At 66.9% G+C, this 19,183-nt stretch carries 24 protein-coding genes; 5 read left to right on the top strand and 19 right to left on the bottom strand.

All coding sequences use genetic code 11. The features are described from left to right. Positions 1-16: 16 nt before the first annotated feature. The 16 genes from nuoI to L8H00_RS08890 all read right to left on the bottom strand — a co-directional run bounded on the left by nuoI (position 17) and on the right by L8H00_RS08890 (position 14,058). Positions 17-499, bottom strand: coding sequence for an NADH-quinone oxidoreductase subunit NuoI (nuoI, locus tag L8H00_RS08965; RefSeq protein WP_242096945.1), 483 nt, complete (start codon positions 497-499; stop codon positions 17-19). Continuing rightward, positions 496-1,542 carry an NADH-quinone oxidoreductase subunit NuoH gene (gene nuoH, locus L8H00_RS08960; RefSeq protein WP_242096944.1) on the bottom strand — a complete coding sequence of 349 codons (1,047 nt, stop codon included), beginning with the start codon at positions 1,540-1,542 and terminating at the stop codon, positions 496-498. The genes nuoI and nuoH overlap by 4 nt, the downstream gene beginning before the upstream one ends. Then, the gene (gene nuoG, locus L8H00_RS08955) at positions 1,539-3,533 is read right to left on the bottom strand and encodes an NADH-quinone oxidoreductase subunit NuoG (protein ID WP_242096943.1); all 1,995 of its coding nucleotides are present in this window, start codon (positions 3,531-3,533) and stop codon (positions 1,539-1,541) included. The genes nuoH and nuoG overlap by 4 nt, the downstream gene beginning before the upstream one ends. After that, complete coding sequence (nuoF, locus tag L8H00_RS08950) at positions 3,533-4,837, bottom strand: NADH-quinone oxidoreductase subunit NuoF (protein WP_242096942.1); 1,305 nt, start codon at positions 4,835-4,837, stop codon at positions 3,533-3,535. Before nuoF ends, nuoG begins: the two co-directional genes overlap by 1 nt. Next, positions 4,837-5,505 carry an NAD(P)H-dependent oxidoreductase subunit E gene (locus tag L8H00_RS08945; RefSeq protein WP_242096941.1) on the bottom strand — a complete coding sequence of 223 codons (669 nt, stop codon included), beginning with the start codon at positions 5,503-5,505 and terminating at the stop codon, positions 4,837-4,839. Before L8H00_RS08945 ends, nuoF begins: the two co-directional genes overlap by 1 nt. Next, positions 5,505-6,740 carry an NADH-quinone oxidoreductase subunit D gene (locus L8H00_RS08940; protein WP_242097068.1) on the bottom strand — a complete coding sequence of 412 codons (1,236 nt, stop codon included), beginning with the start codon at positions 6,738-6,740 and terminating at the stop codon, positions 5,505-5,507. Before L8H00_RS08940 ends, L8H00_RS08945 begins: the two co-directional genes overlap by 1 nt. A gap of 32 nt (positions 6,741-6,772) precedes the next feature. After that, complete coding sequence (locus L8H00_RS08935) at positions 6,773-7,624, bottom strand: NADH-quinone oxidoreductase subunit C (RefSeq protein WP_242096940.1); 852 nt, start codon at positions 7,622-7,624, stop codon at positions 6,773-6,775. Continuing rightward, on the bottom strand, positions 7,621-8,169 hold the full coding sequence (locus L8H00_RS08930; RefSeq protein ID WP_242096939.1) for an NADH-quinone oxidoreductase subunit B: 549 nt from the start codon (positions 8,167-8,169) through the stop codon (positions 7,621-7,623). The genes L8H00_RS08935 and L8H00_RS08930 overlap by 4 nt, the downstream gene beginning before the upstream one ends. After that, positions 8,160-8,534, bottom strand: a complete 375-nt coding sequence (gene ndhC / locus L8H00_RS08925; protein WP_242096938.1) for an NADH-quinone oxidoreductase subunit A — start codon at positions 8,532-8,534, stop codon at positions 8,160-8,162. Before ndhC ends, L8H00_RS08930 begins: the two co-directional genes overlap by 10 nt. Positions 8,535-8,648: 114 nt before the next feature. Continuing rightward, a complete protein-coding gene (locus L8H00_RS08920; RefSeq protein WP_242096937.1) occupies positions 8,649-9,461 on the bottom strand; it encodes an inositol monophosphatase family protein in 813 nt (270 codons plus the stop codon). A 143-nt stretch (positions 9,462-9,604) separates the two neighbouring features. Then, positions 9,605-10,168, bottom strand: coding sequence for an elongation factor P (gene efp / locus L8H00_RS08915; RefSeq protein ID WP_242096936.1), 564 nt, complete (start codon positions 10,166-10,168; stop codon positions 9,605-9,607). A gap of 64 nt (positions 10,169-10,232) precedes the next feature. Continuing rightward, positions 10,233-10,844, bottom strand: coding sequence for a M23 family metallopeptidase (locus L8H00_RS08910; protein WP_242096935.1), 612 nt, complete (start codon positions 10,842-10,844; stop codon positions 10,233-10,235). A gap of 4 nt (positions 10,845-10,848) precedes the next feature. Beyond that, complete coding sequence (locus L8H00_RS08905; protein WP_242096934.1) at positions 10,849-11,901, bottom strand: L,D-transpeptidase; 1,053 nt, start codon at positions 11,899-11,901, stop codon at positions 10,849-10,851. A 72-nt stretch (positions 11,902-11,973) separates the two neighbouring features. Beyond that, positions 11,974-12,654, bottom strand: coding sequence for a thiamine phosphate synthase (gene thiE / locus L8H00_RS08900; protein WP_242096933.1), 681 nt, complete (start codon positions 12,652-12,654; stop codon positions 11,974-11,976). Positions 12,655-12,663: 9 nt separating this feature from the next. Next, positions 12,664-13,152 carry a hypothetical protein gene (locus L8H00_RS08895; RefSeq protein ID WP_242096932.1) on the bottom strand — a complete coding sequence of 163 codons (489 nt, stop codon included), beginning with the start codon at positions 13,150-13,152 and terminating at the stop codon, positions 12,664-12,666. A 6-nt stretch (positions 13,153-13,158) separates the two neighbouring features. Continuing rightward, positions 13,159-14,058 carry a fructose bisphosphate aldolase gene (locus tag L8H00_RS08890; protein ID WP_242096931.1) on the bottom strand — a complete coding sequence of 300 codons (900 nt, stop codon included), beginning with the start codon at positions 14,056-14,058 and terminating at the stop codon, positions 13,159-13,161. Between the two features lie 142 nt (positions 14,059-14,200). On the opposite strand from L8H00_RS08890, the gene L8H00_RS08885 reads away from it, so the two are divergent. Beyond that, positions 14,201-14,698: a TlpA disulfide reductase family protein gene (locus L8H00_RS08885; RefSeq protein ID WP_242096930.1), complete on the top strand. Its 498-nt coding sequence runs from the start codon at positions 14,201-14,203 to the stop codon at positions 14,696-14,698. A 1-nt stretch (position 14,699) separates the two neighbouring features. Here the strand turns inward: L8H00_RS08885 and L8H00_RS08880 are convergent, their stop codons facing one another. The 3 genes from L8H00_RS08880 to gap all read right to left on the bottom strand — a co-directional run bounded on the left by L8H00_RS08880 (position 14,700) and on the right by gap (position 17,366). Then, on the bottom strand, positions 14,700-15,890 hold the full coding sequence (locus tag L8H00_RS08880; protein WP_242096929.1) for a phosphoglycerate kinase: 1,191 nt from the start codon (positions 15,888-15,890) through the stop codon (positions 14,700-14,702). After that, a complete protein-coding gene (locus L8H00_RS08875; RefSeq protein ID WP_242097067.1) occupies positions 15,887-16,297 on the bottom strand; it encodes an MOSC domain-containing protein in 411 nt (136 codons plus the stop codon). Before L8H00_RS08875 ends, L8H00_RS08880 begins: the two co-directional genes overlap by 4 nt. A gap of 61 nt (positions 16,298-16,358) precedes the next feature. Continuing rightward, positions 16,359-17,366, bottom strand: a complete 1,008-nt coding sequence (gene gap, locus L8H00_RS08870; RefSeq protein ID WP_242096928.1) for a type I glyceraldehyde-3-phosphate dehydrogenase — start codon at positions 17,364-17,366, stop codon at positions 16,359-16,361. A 144-nt stretch (positions 17,367-17,510) separates the two neighbouring features. Here gap and L8H00_RS08865 point away from each other — a divergent pair, with 144 nt between their 5' ends. The 4 genes from L8H00_RS08865 (at position 17,511) to L8H00_RS08850 (ending at position 19,007) form a co-directional block, all read left to right on the top strand. After that, positions 17,511-17,771, top strand: a complete 261-nt coding sequence (locus L8H00_RS08865; protein WP_242096927.1) for a hypothetical protein — start codon at positions 17,511-17,513, stop codon at positions 17,769-17,771. Then, positions 17,771-18,079: a cell division protein ZapA gene (locus L8H00_RS08860; RefSeq protein ID WP_242096926.1), complete on the top strand. Its 309-nt coding sequence runs from the start codon at positions 17,771-17,773 to the stop codon at positions 18,077-18,079. The genes L8H00_RS08865 and L8H00_RS08860 overlap by 1 nt, the downstream gene beginning before the upstream one ends. A gap of 191 nt (positions 18,080-18,270) precedes the next feature. Continuing rightward, positions 18,271-18,804 carry a 5-formyltetrahydrofolate cyclo-ligase gene (locus L8H00_RS08855; RefSeq protein ID WP_242096925.1) on the top strand — a complete coding sequence of 178 codons (534 nt, stop codon included), beginning with the start codon at positions 18,271-18,273 and terminating at the stop codon, positions 18,802-18,804. Continuing rightward, entirely contained in the window at positions 18,801-19,007 is a 207-nt protein-coding gene (locus L8H00_RS08850; RefSeq protein WP_242096924.1) for a DUF2842 domain-containing protein, read from the top strand. The genes L8H00_RS08855 and L8H00_RS08850 overlap by 4 nt, the downstream gene beginning before the upstream one ends. The last annotated feature ends 176 nt before the right edge of the window (positions 19,008-19,183 follow it).

Raw genomic sequence — 19,183 nt, 5'->3', positions numbered from 1 at the left:
TCGAACGACGCGGCCATTACCGGTACGGCGCATCGGCGGCAAGGTTCGCCGCGATCGCGCTTTCCCAACGGTCGCCATTATCGAGCAGCTTGGCCTTGTCGTAGATCAGCTCCTCGCGCGTCTCGGTCGAATATTCGTAGTTCGGCCCCTCGACCACCGCGTCGACCGGGCAGGCCTCGGCGCACAGGCCGCAGAAGATGCACTTGGTCATGTCGATGTCATAACGCGTCGTGCGCCGCGAACCGTCGTCGCGCGGCTCGGCCTCGATCGTGATCGCCTGCGCCGGGCACACCGCTTCGCACAGCTTGCACGCGATGCAGCGTTCCTCGCCGTTGGGATAGCGGCGCAGCGCATGTTCGCCACGGAACCGCGGCGACACCGGGTTGCGCTCGAACGGATAGTTGATCGTCGCCTTCGCCTTGAAGAAGTAGCGCAACGTCAGCGCATGCGCCTTCACGAACTCCCAGAGGGTGAACGCCTTGATATATCGCGCGATCATGATCCGAACCCTACGCGCATCGCCATCAGCACGCCCGAGACGAGGAAAACCCAGAACAGCGAGACGGGAAGAAAGACCTTCCAGCCCAGCCGCATCAGCTGGTCGTAGCGATACCGCGGCACGGTTGCCTTGATCCAGCTGAACACGAAGAAGAAGCCGAGCATCTTGAGCAGCAGCCACACGATGCCGGGCACATAATAGAGCGGCGCCCAGTCGAGCGGCGGCAGCCATCCGCCCCAGAAGAGCGTGGCATTGAGCACGCACATCAGGATGACGTTGGCATATTCGCCGAGCCAGTAGAGGGCGAAGCTCATCGAGCTGTATTCGGTCTGGTAGCCCGCGACGAGCTCGCTCTCGGCCTCGGCCAGATCGAACGGCGCGCGCTGAGTCTCGGCCAGACTCGAGATCAGGAACATCACCGCCATCGGGAAGAGCAGCGGGTTGGCGGCGAAGCCGTTCGCCCAGCCATAGAGGCCCTTCTGCGCCAGCACGATGCCCGACAGGTTGAACGTGCCCGACCACAGCACGATCGAGATGAGGATGAAGCCGATCGCCACCTCATAGCTCACCATCTGCGCCGCGGCGCGAAGCGCGGAGTAGAAGGGATATTTCGAGTTCGACGCCCAGCCCGCCAGGATGATGCCGTAGACGCCGAGCGACGAGGTCGCCAGCACGTAGAGCAGGCCAACATTGATGTCCGCCAGCACCACCCCGGCCTGGAACGGCACCACCGCCCACACGATCAGCGCGACCGTGAAGGTGATGATCGGTGCGAGCAGGAACAGGGTGCGGTTCGCCGCCGAGGGGATGATGGTTTCCTGGAGGAACACCTTCAGCCCGTCCGCGAAGCTTTGCAGCAGGCCGAACGGCCCGACCACATTGGGCCCGCGGCGTAGCGCCATCGCCGCCCAGATCTTGCGGTCGGCATAGATAATCATCGCCACCGACAGCATCAGCGGCAGCGCGATGACGAGGATGTAGATGAGGTGCGCGACGAACCATCCGAAGCCGAAGCCGAGCCCGCCCTGGATCCACTCGGTCATTCCGCCGCCTCCGCGAAGTCTTCGCCGTGGAGCAGTTCGGCCGAGCAGCGCTGCATCGTCGGCGATGCGCGGCAGATCGCGTTGGTCAGATAGAAGTCCTTGATCGGATAACCCGCCAGCGTGCCCTCGCCCTTGGTGTCGTTCGCCGGCACCTGCCAGTCGAACCGAACGAGCGCCTGATCGCGCAGCGCGGGCACCGCGGCGTACATCGCCTCGCGAAGCCCCGCCAGGCTGTCGAACGACAGCGTCGCGCCCATCGCCTCGGATAGCGCACGCAGAATCGTCCAGTCCTCGCGGGCGTCGCCCGGTGCGAACACCGCGCGCTCGCCACGCTGGACGCGGCCCTCCAGATTCACCCAGGTACCCGATTTCTCGGCATAGGTGACGCCCGGCAGCACGACGTCGGCCGCGGCTGCGCCCTTGTCGCCGTGGTGGCCGATGTAGACCTTGAAGCCGGCGAATTGTGTGTAATCGACCTCGTCGGCGCCGAGGAAGAAGCCGAGCTTCGCCCCCATGACGTCGGCGATGCCGCCCTTCTGCGCATAGCCGAGCATCAGCCCGCCCATCCGCGACGCCGCCATATGGACGACGTTGAAGCCGTTCCACCCGTCCTTTATCAACCCCAGCGTTTCCACCAGCGCGAGCGCGGCACCGTGGCCGCCCTTCATGGCCGCACCGCCGACGATCACCATCGGCTTGGTCGCACCTTCGAACGCCTTGGTCACCCCATCGGGCAGCGCGCCCAGCAGCGCCAGATCGTCGCCCAGCCATTCGACCTTATAGGTCAGGTCGGTTTCGGGCCCGATTGCAAAGACCTTCGCGCCCTTCTTGATCGCCTTGCGCACGCGCGTGTTCACCAGCGGCGCTTCCCAGCGCAGATTGGTGCCGACGAGCAGGATCGCGTCCGCATCCTCGGTGCCCGCGATCGTGGTGTTGAAGTTCACCGCGGCGAGGCTCGACGTATCGTACGCCATCCCCGTCTGCCGCCCCTCGAGCAGCGTCGAGCCGAGCTTGGCGAGGAGCGCCTTGGCGGCATACATCGTCTCGCAATCGACCAGGTCGCCCGCGATCGCGGCGACGCTGCTGCCCGCATTCACCGCGACGATCGCGGCGAACGCCTCGTCCCAGCTCGCCGGCTGAAGCTTGCCGTTCACGCGGACATAGGGCCGATCGAGCCGGCGGCGGACCAGTCCGTCGATCGCATGGCGCGTCTTGTCGGTCGCCCACTCCTCGTTCACGTCCTCGTTGATCCGCGGAACGCAGCGAAGCACCTGCCGGCCACGGCTGTCGAGCCGGATGTTGGTGCCGACCGCATCCATCACGTCGATCGTGAGCGTCTTGCGCAGTTCCCAGGGCCGTGCCTCGAACGCATAAGGCTTGGAGGTCAGCGCGCCCACCGGGCACAGATCGACCACGTTGCCGGAGAGTTCGCTCTTCACCGCGTTTTCGAGATAGGAGGTGATCTGCATGTCCTCGCCGCGGTAGATCGCGCCGATCTCCTCGACGCCCGACACCTCTTCGGCGAAGCGGATGCAGCGCGTGCACTGGATGCAGCGGGTCATGACCGTCTTGACGATCGGCCCCATATATTTCTCGGTAACCGCGCGCTTGTTCTCGTCATACCGCGAATGGCCGCGGCCATAGGCGATCGACTGGTCCTGCAGATCGCATTCGCCGCCCTGATCGCAGATCGGGCAATCGAGCGGATGGTTGATGAGCAGAAATTCCATGATGCCCTCACGGGCGTTCTTCACCATCGGCGAATTGGTGAAGATCTCCTGCTTGTCCGCCGCCGGCAGCGCGCACGACGCCTGCGGCTTGGGCGGCCCGGGCTTCACCTCGACCAAGCACATCCGGCAATTGCCGGCGATGCTGAGGCGCTCGTGATAGCAGAAACGCGGAATCTCCTTGCCGGCAAGCTCGCAGGCCTGCAGCACGGTGGCACCCTGCGGCACCTCGATCTCGACGCCATCGACTTTGACTGTTGGCATTATTCGGCGGCTTCCATCATCGGCGACAGGTCGCCGCCGCGGTTCGCGGTGATGCGGCGTTCCATCTCGGGGCGGAAATGCTTGATGAGGCCCTGGATCGGCCACGCGGCGGCATCGCCCAGCGCGCAGATCGAATGGCCCTCGACCTGCTTGGTCACCTGCTGGAGCATGTCGATCTCGGACAGGTCGGCGTCGCCGGTGCGCATCCGCTCCATCACGCGCCACATCCAGCCGGTGCCCTCGCGGCACGGCGTGCACTGGCCGCAGCTCTCATGCTTGTAGAAATAGCTGATGCGGCTGATCGCGCGGACGATGTCGGTGGATTTGTCCATCACGATCACCGCCGCGGTGCCCAGGCCCGATCCCACCTTCTTCAGCCCGTCGAAATCCATCGGGCAATCCATGATCTCGGCGGCCGGCACCAGCGGCACCGACGATCCGCCCGGGATCACCGCCAGCAGATTGTCCCACCCGCCCCGGATGCCGCCGCAATGCGTCTCGATCAGCTCGCGGAAAGTGATGCCCATCGCCTCTTCGACGACGCAGGGCGTATTCACATGGCCGCTGATCTGGAAGAGCTTGGTGCCCTTGTTGTTCTCCGCGCCGAAGCTGGCGAACCAATCCGCACCGCGGCGCAGGATGGTCGGCGCGACCGCGATGGATTCGACGTTGTTGACCGTCGTCGGGCAGCCATAGAGCCCTGCCCCCGCCGGGAATGGCGGCTTGAGGCGCGGCTGGCCCTTCTTGCCCTCCAGGCTTTCGAGCATCGCGGTCTCTTCGCCGCAGATATAGGCGCCCGCGCCGCGATGGACGAACACGTCGAAATCATAGCCAGAGCCGCACGCGTTCTTGCCAATCAGCCCCGCGTCATACGCCTCGGCGACCGCGGCGAAGAGCACTTCGGCCTCGCGGATATACTCGCCGCGGATATAGATATACGCCGCCCGCGCACGCATCGCGTAGCCGGCGATCAGCGCACCCTCGATCAGCTTGTGCGGATCGTGGCGCATGATCTCGCGATCCTTGCAACTGCCCGGCTCGCTCTCGTCGGCGTTGATGACGAGGAAGTTCGGCCGATCGGGCTTCGGCTCCTTGGGCATGAACGACCATTTCGTGCCGGTCGGGAAGCCCGCCCCGCCGCGGCCGCGCAGGCCCGACGCCTTGATGACGTCGATGATCGCGTCCTGGCCCTTGCCCATCAGCGCCTTGGTATCATCCCAATCGCCACGCACACGCGCCGCGTCCAGCTTCCAGGACTGAAAGCCGTAGAGATTGGTGAAGATGCGGTCCTTGTCGGCTAGCATCAGGCCCACTCCCCCCGATAATCGTGGTTCGCATCGACCATCGCCTTCAGCGAGGTCGGGCCGCCTTCGGGGCAGCTCGTCTGGCGGCCGATCGTCGAGCCGGGCTTGGGGTGCTCGCCCTTGGTCAGCGCATCGAGCACCGCCAAGGTGCGATCATAATCCAGATCCTCGTAATTATCGTCGTTGATCTGGACCATCGGCGCGTTCGCACAAGTGCCGAGGCATTCCACCTCCGTCAGCGTGAACAGGCCGTCGGGGGTGGTGCCGCCCTTGACCAGCCCGCGATTCTTGCATGCCGCCAGCACGTCGTCGCTACCCGCCAGCATGCACGGCGTCGTGCCGCACACCTGAACATGATAGCGGCCGACCGGCGCCAGGTTGAACATCGTGTAGAAGGTGACAACCTCGTACACGCGCATATAGGGCACGCCGATCTGGCGCGCGACGAACTCGATCACCGGCACGGGCAACCAGCCCTGCGTCTGCGTCTCCGCCCCCACCTGGCGCTGCGCCAGATCGAGCAGCGGCAGCGAGGCGGATTGCTCGCGTCCCTTGGGATAGCGGCCGAGGATCTCGTTCGCCTTGGCCTGGTTGGCGTCGGTCCAGGCAAAGCCGCCCCAGCGCGCGCGCATCTCGGCTTCGTCGGGGATCTTGGGTGCTTCAGCCATCAGCGGTCACATTCACCAAAAACGATATCCATCGCGCCCAGCACCGCAGTGGTGTCCGCGAGCATATGGCCCTTCATCATGAAGTCGGCCGCCTGGAGGTGGCTGAACGCGGTCGGGCGGATCTTGCAGCGATAGGGTTTGTTCGATCCGTCGGCGACCAGATACACGCCGAATTCGCCCTTGGGGCTTTCGGTCGCGACATATACGTCGCCTGCGGGGACGTGATAGCCCTCGGTGTAGAGCTTGAAATGGTGGATCAGCGCTTCCATCGACCGCTTCATGTCGCCGCGCTTGGGCGGGCCGACCTTGCGGTCGAGCGTCATGATCGGACCTTCGGGCATCTCGGCGAGGCACTGTTTCATGATCCGCGCCGACTGGCGGACCTCTTCCACGCGCACCATGAACCGGTCGTAGCAATCGCCCCGTGTGCCGACCGGCACATCGAACTCCATCCGGTCGTACACGTCATAGGGCTGCGACTTGCGCAGATCCCAGGGAATGCCCGCCGCACGGATCATCGGGCCCGAAAAGCCCCAGGCGATCGCATCGTCGCGGCTGACCGTCGCGATGTCGACGTTGCGCTGCTTGAAGATGCGATTGTCGACCACGAGGCTCAGCGCATCCTCGAACAGGCGCGGCAGCCGCGTGTCGAGCCAGTCGGCAATGTCGGTCAGCAGCTTCAGCGGCACGTCCTGGTGCACGCCGCCAACGCGGAAATAATTGGCGTGCATGCGCGCGCCAGAGGCGCGTTCGAAGAAATTCATGCAGTCTTCGCGGATCTCGAACAGCCACAGGTTCGGCGTCATCGCGCCGACGTCCATGACGTGCGAGCCCAGATTGAGCATGTGATTGGAAATGCGCGTCAGCTCGGCGAAGAACACGCGCAGATATTGCGCGCGCAGCGGCACCTCCAGATCGAGCAGCTTCTCGACCGCCAGCACGTAGCTATGCTCCATGCAGAGCGGCGAACAATAATCGAGCCGATCGAAATAGGGCAGCGCCTGCGTGTAGGTCTTGTACTCGATCAGCTTCTCGGTGCCGCGGTGGAGCAAGCCGACATGCGGATCGACGCGTTCGACGATCTCGCCGTCCAGCTCCATCACCAGCCGCAGCACGCCGTGCGCGGCGGGATGCTGCGGGCCGAAATTGATCGTGTAGTTCTGGATCGTGACGTCGCCGGTCGTCGGATCGGCCGCATCGGTCTCGTGGAGCACCTGATCGACATAGGTGCCGATGCCGCCGCTCGCGTCGGTGGTGATGGTATCGCTCACTGGTTCTGTCCTGCGCCCTTGGTGGGCGTCACGTCGGGATCGGCCGGCTTGGGCGCCGCATCGGCACCCGCCTGGCCGGCACCGGTCTGATCCGAGCCGCCCACGTCCTTTTTGGCATAGCCCTCGCTCGGCGCAGCAGGCGCCTTGGTCGCGCTCTGCGCGGCATCGGCCTTGCCGACCGCATCGGCCGAGAGCGGCGTCGGCGCACCCTTGGCCTCCGGCAGCGCCGCCTTCTCGTCGCCGGGCAGCGCATATTCGGCGCCTTCCCATGGGCTCATGAAGTCGAAGGTGCGGAAATCCTGCGCGAGCTGCACGGGCTCGTACACGACGCGCTTTTCCTCCTCGGAATATCGCAGCTCGACATAGCCCGTCATCGGGAAGTCCTTGCGCAGCGGATGGCCCCGAAAACCATAATCGGTCAGGATCCGGCGCAGATCCGCGTTGCCCGCGAACAACACGCCGTAGAGATCATAGACCTCGCGCTCGAGCCAGCCGGCGACCGGCCACAGCCCCGTCACCGACGGCACCGGGTTCTCGTCGTCCGCCGCGACATGCACGCGAAGACGATGGTTGCGCGTGAGCGAGAGCAGGCAATAGACCACTTCGAACCGCTCGGCGCCGCGATCGGGATAATCGACGCCCGCGATTTCCATCAACTGCTGATATTCGAGGCCCGGCGTGTCCCGTAGCGCCATCATCGCCGCGACCAGCGCGTCGCGGCGCACATGGAGCGCGACCTCGCCAACATGCTCAACCGCGTCGAGCAAAGCCGCGCCGATCGCGCCGCGCGCGGCCTCGATCGTCGCGCCGTTCAGGTCCGCGGCCCAGGCGGGTGCCGGCGCCCTCATCGCTCGATGCTCCCGCTGCGGCGGATCTTCCGCTGGAGCTGCATGATACCGTACAGCAAAGCCTCGGCGGTCGGCGGGCAGCCGGGGACGTAGATGTCCACCGGCACGATCCGGTCGCAACCGCGAACGACGCTATAGCTGTAATGATAATAGCCGCCGCCATTGGCGCAGCTGCCCATCGAGACGACGTATTTGGGCTCCGACATCTGGTCGTAGACCTTGCGGAGCGCCGGCGCCATCTTGTTGCACAGCGTGCCCGCCACGATCATCACGTCCGACTGGCGCGGCGAAGCGCGCGGCGCCGCGCCGAAACGCTCGAGGTCGTAGCGCGGCATGTTGACGTGGATCATCTCGACCGCGCAGCAGGCGAGGCCGAACGTCATCCACCACAGCGAGCCCGTGCGCGCCCACTGAAACAGCTCCTCGGTCGAGGTGACGAGGAAACCCTTGTCGGTCAGCTCGCCGTTCAGGCTGTCGAAGAAGCCCTGATCCGGCGGCAACACCTCACCGCGAACGGCGGGTGCGGGCGTGAGCTCTACTCCCAATCGAGGGCTCCCTTCTTCCAGGCATAGGCAAGGCCCAGCGCAAGCTCTGCAATAAACACCATCATCGAGATCCAGGCCGTCCAACCCAGCGAAAAAACGCTGACTGCCCAAGGATATAGGAACGCCGCCTCGAGATCGAAGACGATGAACAGAATGGCAACGAGATAAAAGCGCACGTCGAACTGGCTGCGCGGATCCTCGAACGCGGGAAAGCCGCATTCATATTCGGACAGCTTGGCGACGGTCGGCTTGTGCGAGCCGGTCAGGCGCGACACCAGCATCGGCAGCAGCACGAACGCGCTCGACAGCGCGAGCGCCACGCCGAGGAACAGCAGGATGGGCAGATATTGCGACAGGTCGACCAAAGGGTTTCTCGCAGGTGCGAAGTGATGCGTCGGCTTTAGGCAAATGGCCGAGTGCGGGCAAGGCTGGAGGCCGTGAGAATCACTCGCAACACCACCGGCCCGACCTCCGCCCGGTCAGCGCAGCGCGCCCGCCACCAGCTTGTGAAGGCGCGAGTGGATCTGGTCGTTCGCGGCGAGATACTCGTTGCGTTCGTTCGCGCGGTCGCCGCCGCGGAAATCGGTAACGAAGCCGCCGGCCTCCTTGACGAGCAGCACGCCCGCCGCGGTGTCCCAAGGTTTCAGCCCCGATTCCCAATAGCCGTCATATCGCCCCGCCGCGACCCAGGCGAGATCGAGCGCCGCGGCGCCGAAGCGTCGGATGCCCGCGACCTCGGGGGCGACCGCACCGAAGATGCGGCTCCACTGGACGAAATCGCCATGGCCGAGAAACGGAATGCCCGTGGCGATGAGCGCATCGGGCAGTTCGCGCCTCGACGACACGCGCAGCCGCTGGTCGGTGAGCCACGCGCCGCGCCCCTTTTCGGCCCAGAAGCTCTCGTCGGTCAGCGGCTGGTAGACGAGCGCCGAGGTCACCTCGCGCTTGCCGTTCGGCAACACCTCCTCGACCGCTATCGAGATCGCGAAATGGGGCAGCCCGTGGAGGAAGTTCGACGTGCCGTCGAGCGGATCGACGATGAAGCGCGGTTTGGAGGGATCGCCCGCCACCTCGCCGCGCTCCTCCATCAGGAACCCCCAATCGGGGCGCGCGTGCGAAAGTTCCTCGTAGATCGTCTGCTCGGCCTGCTTGTCGGCCATCGACACGAAATCCGCCGGCCCCTTGCGGCTCACCTGCAGGTGCTGGACCTCGTTGAAGTCGCGGCGCAGCTTCGGCGCGGCCTTGCGTGCGGCGCGCTCGATGACGGTCATGATACCGGAATGGGAAGGCATGGATCGCTCCTGGCGAAAACATTGTATCCCCGTTCGCTCTGAGCCTGTCAAAGGGCCTGCCAAGCGCGGTGGCGCCTGACGGCATGTGCTTCGACAAGCTCAGCACGAACGGAGTAAACAGCCGCACGGTAGGCGGCTGGGGATCAGTCGGCGCGCCTCACATAGGTCTGCTCGTAGACGTCGACCACGATCCGCGTGCCAGCGCCGATATGCGGCGGCACCATCACGCGCACGCCGTTGTCGAGCACCGCGGGCTTGTAGCTGGACGAAGCGGTCTGCCCCTTCACGACCGCGTCGGCCTCGACGATCGTGGCTTCGATCGTGCTCGGCAGCTCGACCGAAATCGGCCTGTCGTCATAGAGTTCGAGCACGACATCCATACCGTCCTGCAGGAACGCCGCGGCGTCGCCTAGAATGCCCGCGTCGAGCGTGATCTGCTCGTAATTGTCCTTGTCCATGAAGGTCAGCGCGTCGCCGTCGCGGAACAGAAACTGGAAATCCTTGGTGTCGAGCCGCACACGCTCCACCGTCTCGGCCGAGCGGAAGCGCACGTTGTTCTTGCGGCCGTCGATGAGGTTCTTCATCTCGACCTGCATATAGGCGCCGCCCTTGCCGGGCTGGGTATGCTGGATCTTCACCGCGCGCCAGATGCCGCCTTCATATTCGATGATGTTGCCCGGACGGATGTCCACGCCGCTGATCTTCATGGGATACCTGCTGGAAAGAGCGAAGGGGCGTTCCGCTTGCCACGAAAAACCCGAAGGCGGCGCCTTAGCCGGGGAGCCGCCCGGCGGCAAGCAGTGGGAAGGGATCGACGTCCGTCCCCTGCCACCAATGCTCGCCCGGCTGCATCCGCGCCATCCCGAAATGGAGGTGGAAATTGCCCGCGCCGGCATCGCCCGTATCGCCGACGAAGCCCAGCGAGTCCCCCGTAGTGACCGCCATCCCTTCATGCACGCCCGGCGCATAGCCCGCCAGATGCGCGTAGTAATAGGTCCAGCGCCCGTCTGGCGAACGGACATAAAGGGTGGTGCCGCCCGCCGCGCTCTGGAACAGTTTCTCGACGCGACCGGGCGCGGCGGCGATCACCGGGGTGCCCGCGGGCGCCGGAATGTCGGTGCCGTGATGCTGGCGCGTGCCGCCGTCGCGGGCATCGCCCCAACTGTCGTACAAGGCCGCCCGCGCCACGCCCGAGACAGGAACGATCAGCCCGGGTCCGCCCGGCATCGGGGCGGCAGCTATGGACGCGGGCACTGGGGCCGGCGCCCGCGTCAGCGCCGCACGGATGCGACTTCCGTCGGTCACCCCGAACGAGGTGAGCGACAAGAAGCCGACGAGCGTCACCAGGATCAGCCCCAATATTCCCCAGCCGAGCCGAGTCACGCGGCTATTCCTCGAACACCGCCGGGGTGCCCGGCTTGACCATCAGGGCCAGCCGCGCCGCGTTCCAATTGGCCAGCCGCACGCAGCCATGGCTCGCGGTGCGCCCGATCAGCGAGGGTTCGGGCGTGCCGTGGATGCCGTAATGTTCCTTGGAGAGATCGAGCCACACCACGCCGACCGGGCCGTTCGGCCCCGGCGGCAGCATCGCCTTCTTCTCGCCCTTCTTCGCATCCCAGAACAGCGCGGGGTTGAAGTGGAATTTGGGGTTGGTGTCGGCGCCGTAGATCTTCCACGTGCCGAGCGGCAGCGGATCGTGCGTGCTGCCCGTCGTCACCTGGAACTGCGCGACCAGCTTGCCCTGCGCATCCAGCACGCGCAGCACCTTCTTGGATTTGGACACGACCACCTTGGCGGCCTGGGGCTGAGTCGAATCGACGTTCAGCATGGCGAGCGTCTCGCGCCATTCGGGCTTCAGCTTGGGGTCATAGGCGCGGCCCGTCGTCACAGCGTCTGGGAAGACGACCTTCACGCCCGGCGCCAGCTTCGTGCCCGGCGCGTTCAGTTCGCGGATCACGTCGGGCGTGGTGTGAAACATCTCGCCCAGCTTCTCCATCGGATCGCGGTAGCCGAGCGCCGGCAGCTTCGCCTGCTGGTCTTCGCCATGCGGGATGTTGGGCGTGTACGGGCCGGCGAGGATCGCGGGATCGAGCGTCACCGTCACGGTGGGCCGGATGTCGCGATAGGCCGCGAGCGCCTTCAGCGTCTCGGGATCGATCTTGCCGGTGATCGGCAGGCCGCGGCTCTCCTGGAAGCCATTCAGCGCCGCGGTGAGCGACATGCCCTCGCGCCCGTCGAGGATGCCGGGCGAGAAGCCGAGATGATCGAGGATCACCTGAACGTGCAGGATCGACGGATCGAGCGCGGGCTTTCCGCCCGGCGTCGGCTGCGCGGACGCGGCGGCAGCCGGCGTCGCGGCCGGCTGCTGCGCTGCCAAGGGGATCGCCACCGCGGCGATCGCAGCCGCCCCCGTCGCCAAGGCCGTCATCATACGCAACATCGTCCACCCCTTCGCATTTTATCCGGAGCGACAACAACCGGAGCCGCCGCTTGTTTCCGCGGCGAAACGTCTTCAGCCGAGGATCGCGGTGAACGCCTGCACCGCCGCGGCCTCGTCCCCACCCCACACCGCATGGCTGACGGCGAGGAAATCGGCGCCCGCCTTCACCAGCGGCGCGGCATTGGCGGGCGTGATCCCGCCGATCGCGACGCACGGCATCTCGAACAGCGTCGCCCACCAAGACAGGATCGAGCGATCCGGGGTGTGGCTCGTCGTCTTGGTCACCGTGGGATGGAAGCTGCCGAACGCGACATAATCCGCCCCCGCCTCGCCCGCTTCCATCGCGAGATGGCGGCTGTCGTGGCAGGTGACGCCGATCTGGGCGTTGGGGCCGAGCTCCAGCCGCGCCTCGCGCGGATCGCCATCGTCCTGCCCCAGATGGACGCCGTCCGCGCCGAGCCGTTTGGCCAGCGCCACGCTGTCGTTGACGAGGAACGCCACGTCGCGGTCGGCGCAGATCCGCTGGAGCGGCTCGGCGAGCGCGGCGGCGGCGTGCTGGTCGACATCCTTCACGCGGAACTGGAACGCCGCCACCGGCCCGGCGTCGAGCGCGCGCGCCAGTCGATCGGGAAAGCCGTCGCTGACCGCGAGCGGCGAGACGAGATAGAGCTGGCACGGCGGCCGGCGGATGTCGCGTGTGAAGGCCGCCGCGAATTCGGGATCGAGCGGGCCCAGGGGATCGTCTTCAGTCATCCCGCCCGCCTAGCGGCTCGAAGGGGCCGGCGAAAGCCGCTCGATCGCCGCGACGAAGGCGGCGGGATCGTCCAGCCGGTGCGCGATCGCGATGATTCCGTGCCGGCCGGGGCGCGGTTCGGTCAGGTCGACGATCACATTGGGATAGGCGACGAGCGAGAGTTTCAGCAGCGTGCGCGCTTTCAGCGCCTGGGCGCCCCATTCGGTGCGGAGGCCAGCGATGGTCGATACCGGTATGGTGACGGACTTGAACGTGCCGACGCGCATCACCAGCCGCTCGGCATCGAGCAGCACCGGCCGCCGCTTCATCGCGGCGATCGCGACGCCCAGCCAGATCACGCCCGCCGCCGTGAGCAGCGACAGCAATGCCGCCGCCGCCGCGTTCAGCAACAGCGAGACGAGCAGATGGACGAGCAGCAGTTCGAGGATCGAGATCCCGGCCAGCACCCAGAGCATGGGCGCCACCGAGCGGTGATAGTCGAACCGCTGCTCGCCCATCCGCGGTTACATCTTCACGGTCGAGGCGCGGTAGATCGCGTCGATCGCGGTGGCAAGCGTACGGTCGAATTCGGCATCGTCCATCCCGTGGCGCAGATCCTCGAGCAGCGCGCGGCTGAAGCTCGCGATCAGGCCATGATTCTTGGCGAGTTCGGCACAGGCCTCGTCGCGCGAATAGCCACCCGACAGCGCCACGACGCGGGCGACGCGGTGATGGCCGATCAGATCGGCATAGAGGTCGGGCTCGGCCGGGATCGTCAGCTTCAGCATCACGCGCGCGTCGCCCGTGAGCGCATCGAGCCCACGACGCAGTTCGTCGTGCAGCATCGTCTCGGCGGCGGCGCGATCGGGGCTTTTGAGCGACACTTCGGGCTCGAGGATCGGCATCAGCCCGTGGCCGGCGATCTGCGCCGCGATCTCGAACTGCTGCGCGACGATCGCCGCGATGCCGGTAGCCGAGGCGCTCTTCACCACCGATCGCATCTTGGTGCCGAACACACCCAGGCTCTTGGCGCGCGCCAGCAGCGGATCGAGCCCGGGGATCGGCTTCATTAGCTGGACGCCGTCCGCCTCGTCCTCCAGCCCCTTGTCCATCTTCAGCATCGGCACGACGCCACGGTTCCACAGCGCGGTCGGCACCGGCACGCCGTCGGCCTCGCCGTCCATAGTGCGCTCGAACAGGATCGCCGCCAGGATGCGCGCGCCGGTGAACGACGGCGCGGTGATGATCCGCACGCGCATCTGGTGGATCAAGTCGTACATCTGCTCGTCGTTCGACCAGCCATCCTCGCGCACGCCATAAGCCTTCAGGGCGCCGGGGGTGGAGCCGCCGCTCTGGTCGAGCGCGGCGATGAAGCCCGCACCGCTCACCATCTGCGCCATCATTACGTCGTGCTGCGAAGTCATGGTCGATCCCTCTCGATGGTCGCGAAGGGGTCACCCTCGTCCGCCAGGTGGTCCCGCCTTATCGACGCGCTCCGCTCGCCGCAACGCCGCCGTGTTGACGGCGGCGGCCCCGCGGATCATCCTGCGCGCCGGGGGGACGATCATGACGAGAATGGGCTTTATCGCCGCGGCGCTCCTGCTGGCGTCATCGGCATCGCTGCCGGCGAAAGAGCCGCGCGTCGGCGACGCGGCGCCCGAATTCGAGATGACGCTGATCGACGGCAGCAAGGTCCATCTGGCCGACCTGCGCGGACAGGTGGTGGTGCTGAACTTCTGGGCGACATGGTGCGGCCCGTGCAAGCGCGAGCTGCCGCTGCTCGATTCCTATTACCAGCTCCGCAAGCCGAACGGCCTGCGCGTGTTCGCGGTGGCGACCGAGGATTCGCTGTCGCCCTATCAGTTGAAGCCGCTGTTCGCGAAGATGACGATCCAGTCGGCGCGCCGGATCAAGGGGCCCTATGGCGTGATGGGCGCGCTGCCGACCAACTATGTCATCGATCGCGCCGGCACGATCCGCTACGCCAAGACGGGCGCGTTCGATCTCGACGATCTGAACGCGCTGCTCGTGCCGCTGCTGCGCGAGGCGCCGCCGGCGGGCTGAATCAGCCCATCAGCGCCGCGACGCCGGGCAGCGCCTGCCCCTCCATCCATTCGAGGAACGCGCCGCCCGCGGTCGAGACGAAGGTGAAGTCGCCCGCCACCCCGGCATGGTTGAGCGCCGCCACCGTATCGCCGCCACCCGCCACCGACACGAGCGTGCCGTCCTGCGTCAGCGCCGCGGCGATCCGCGCGAGCGCCACCGTCGCCACGTCGAAAGGTGTGGTCTCGAACGCACCCAGCGGACCGTTCCACACCAGGGTGCGGCAATTCTTCAGCACGTCGCCCAGCGCCTCGACCGCCGCGGGCCCGATATCGAGGATCATCTCGTCGGCCGCCACCTCGTGCACGTTGACGGTGCGCGTCGGCGGGTCGGCGCGGAATTCCTTCGCCACCACCACGTCGTACGGCAGATGCACGGTGCAGCCGGCGCGCTCCGCGGCGTCGAGGATCGAATCCGCGGTGCCGGTCAGATCGTGCTCGCACAGCGACTTGCCCACGTTCACGCCGCGCGCCGCGAGGAAGGTGTTGGCCATCCCGCCGCCGATGATGAGGTGATCCACCTGCCCGACCAGATGCTTCAGCACCGCGAGCTTGCTCGACACCTTGGCCCCGCCGACCACCGCCGCCACCGGATGCTCGGGGGCGCCCAGCGCCTTTTGCAGCGCGTCGAGCTCGGCCTCCATCGCGCGGCCGGCAAAGGCGGGCAGCGCATGCGCCAGCCCCTCGGTCGAGGCATGCGCGCGGTGCGCCGCGGAAAAGGCGTCGTTGACGTAGAAATCGCCGAGGTTTGCCATATTCGCAATCACTTGCGGGTCGTTCGTCTCTTCGCCTGCGAAGAAGCGGGTGTTCTCCAGCACCGCGATGTCGCCCGGCTGCATCATGGCCACCGCATCCTCGGCGCCGTCCCAGTCAACGAAGCGCACCGGCCACCCGAGCAGCCCGGCATAGGGACGCACCACCATCGCCAGAGACATGTCCGGGTGACGCTGCCCCTTGGGGCGGCCGAAATGCGCGAGGACCAGCACGATCGCGCCCCGGTCCGCCAGCTCCGTGACGGTCGCGACCGTGGCGCGCAGCCGGGTGTCGTCGGTCACCTGACCCTCGGCCATCGGCACGTTCAGGTCTTCGCGAACGAGCACCCGCTTGCCCGCGATCTCGCCCATATCATCGAGCGTCTTGAACGGCTTGGTCATGGTTCTTCGATCCCGATTGCATCACCGATGGCGATCGTGCCACCCACCTTCACCCGCGCACAGGCGCCGCCGCGCCAATCGGGCAGCAACGCCGCCTTCAGGCCGGGTGCCAGCGCTTCCATCCGCTCGCACGGATCGGTTTCGCGCGTGATCTCCAGCACCACCTCGGCGCCGATCCGCAGCCGGACGCCTGGAACCTGCGGCAGGTCCAGCCCCTCGACGAGCAGGTTGGAGCGCCGTTCGGACCAGGCGATGGTGTGGCCCACCTCCGCCATCGCCGCCTCCCAGTCGATCCGCTCGATCAGCGTCACCTGCCGCCGGCCCTTGCCGCCGGGCTTGATCGTGCCGCGAAAATCGCCCTGGATCCCGCCTTCCACCGTCACCGTGATCGTCTCGACCGTCTCCATCGGCCCCTTGGGGCGGCCATGGCGCGCGATGCCGATCAGGCGACCCGTCACCAGCCCGGCCTCAGACGAACGCGGCCATCGCGGTCGCGGTGTCGACCATGCGGTTCGAGAAGCCCCACTCATTGTCGTACCAGCTCAGCACGCGCACGAGCTTGCCGTCGATCACCGCGGTCTCCAGGCTGTCGACCGTCGAGCTTTGCGGCGAATGCATCAGGTCGATCGAGACGAGCGGCTCGTCGGTATAGACGAGGACGCCCTTCAGGGGCCCCTCCTCCGCCGCGGCCTTCAGCACCGCGTTCACCTCGTCGCGCGTCGTATCGCGCGAGGGGGTGAAGGTCAGGTCGATCATGCTGACGTCGGGCACGGGCACGCGGATCGCGGAGCCGTCGAGCTTGCCCTTCAGTTCCGGCAGCACCTCGGCCACGGCGCGCGCAGCGCCCGTCGTCGTCGGGATCATCGACATCGCGGCAGCGCGCGCGCGGCGCAGATCGGGATGGATCTGATCGAGGATCTTCTGGTCGTTGGTGTAGGCGTGGACGGTCGTCATCAGCCCGCGCTCGATGCCGATCGCGTCGTTCAGCACCTTGGCGACGGGCGCCAGGCAATTGGTGGTGCACGACGCGTTGGAGACGATGTGGTGCCCCGCCTCCAGCTTGTCGTCGTTCACGCCGTACACGACGGTGAGATCGACGCCCTTGGCCGGCGCCGAGATCAGCACCTTCTTGGCGCCGGCATCGATATGCTTCTGTGCGCCGGCGCGATCGGTGAAGAAGCCGGTGCATTCCAGCACGATCTCGACGCCCAGTTCGGCATGCGGCAGGTTCGCCGGATCGCGCTCGGCGGTCACGCGGATGCGCTTGCCGTCCACGACGAGGTCGTTGCCGTCCGCCGAAACGTCGCCGGGGTAGCGGCCGTGCACGCTGTCGCGGCTGAACAGCCAGGCGTTCGACTTGGCGTCGGCCAGATCGTTGATCGCGACGAGCTCCAGTTCGCCGCCCTTTTCGAGCAGCGCGCGCGCGACGAGGCGGCCGATGCGCCCGAATCCGTTGATCGCAACCTTCACCGTCATGGCAGAACTCCCCGTCAAACCTTTGATATCGCACAATATATTCGTGCCGGACGATCTCGCGAACCCGGGGTGTGACGGCGCGGCCAGCGCGCGCCACGCGGCGCCCGCGCGATCGGCGCCCCGCCTTCGCGGGCGGCTCGTCGCATGTCAACCGCCCCGCCGCAATCGCCGGTTGCCCGCCGCCGCCGCCATGCCTATCCCCGGCCGATGGCAGACGAAATTTCCGACGACCCGCATTCGGCCGCCGCGCGCGTCGACGCCGCGATCGCCCGGATCGAGGGCGCGATCGCCGCACGCGCGGCAAGCGCCGATGCGCTCGCGCGGCGCCACGATGCGCTGAAGGCCCGGATGGCGGAGGCGGTCGCGGCGCTCGACGACGTGATCGCGCGCGGGAGCACCGGCTGATGGCCGAGGTGACCCTGTCCTTCGGCGGCCGCAGCTACAGCGTCGCCTGCCGCGACGGCGAAGAGGCGCGCGTCGACCTGCTCGGCGCGATGATCGCCGAACGCTGGCCGATGGCGCAGCGTGCGGCGGGCGGGCTCAGCCCCGAACGCGCGATGTTCTTCGTGGCGATGATGCTCGCGGACGATCTGGACGATTCGCTCCACCGCCCGCCGGCGGGCGCCGCGGTGAGCGAGGCCGCGCTCGCGCGCATCGCCGAACGGCTCGAAAGCCTTGCCGCCGCCCTTGAGCAAACCCCGCCGAGCGCCTAGATAGGCAAGCGGCGGGTTCTGCCCGGTATCGAGCCTTTATTATCCCTGAGGCTATTCATCATCCAAAGGGGACTGTCCCTGCCCGGACCCTGGTCCGACGTACATGGTTCCCACCTGACGTACCGTGCGTCAGTGGATAACCCGGCACACGGCCATGGTGGGCCCGCCACCCCGCCCCGCAGCCACCCCGCATGAGCGCCAAGGTCGCTCTCCGCCGCCACCTGCGCGCGCTGCGCCTGTCGCATCCCGGCGGCGCGATTCGCGTCGACGACGCCTTTCTGCAACGCCTGTCGCCGGGCCTCGTCGTCGCCGGCTATGTGCCGGTGGGGGGCGAGACCGATCCAGCGCCGCTGTTCGAGGCGGCGCGCGCCGCGGGGTGTATTCTCGCGCTGCCCCATGTCGTGGATCGCGCGACGCCGCTGCGGTTTCTCGATTGGGACGCGGAGATTGCGCTTGCCGCGGGTCCGTTCGGGCTGCGGCAACCCGCGCCTGAGGCCGCCGAGCGCGTGCCCGCGATCATCCTCACCCCGCTGCTCGGCTTCGATTCCGCGGGCCATCGGCTGGGCCAGGGCGCGGGCCATTACGACCGCGCCTTCGCCGCCCATCCGGGTGCCTGGCGCGTCGGCGTGGCGTGGAGCGTGCAGCGGGTCGACCGCCTCGTGCCCGATCCATGGGACGTGCCACTTCACGCCATCGCCACCGAACAGGACTGGATCGTGCCATGACGCCAAGCTGGCGAAAACCCGCCGGAATCTTCGCGATCCTGGCGCTGATCCTGTTCTGGTGCGGGCTCGTCGCCAGCCTGTCGCCGATGGTGGGCCGCTGGCACTGGGTCGCGCAGCTCCTGTTCTATCTGGTAATGGGAATGATCTGGATCGCGCCGCTCAAGCCGCTGCTGCAGTGGATGGAGACGGGGCGCTGGCGATAGGGGGCGCCCAGGGTGGCGGGCGGTTTCGCTGAAGTTCCGAGGCGTTGCCGCGCTTGGTTAACACCGGGTGTAGCGAATGCGGGGGCTGGCTGCGGAGCAGGTGCTCCGACCGGCTCAGCACGAACGGGGATGGTTTGAAGACGTCACCTCTTCTGCGTTCGCCCTGAGCTTGTCGA

The sequence above is a fragment of the Sphingomonas sp. CROZ-RG-20F-R02-07 genome, assembly GCF_022662335.1.
Lineage (GTDB): Bacteria > Pseudomonadota > Alphaproteobacteria > Sphingomonadales > Sphingomonadaceae > Sphingomonas.
The sequence above is the reverse complement of the archived record's forward strand: the minus strand, read 5'-3'. Positions and strand labels throughout refer to the sequence as shown.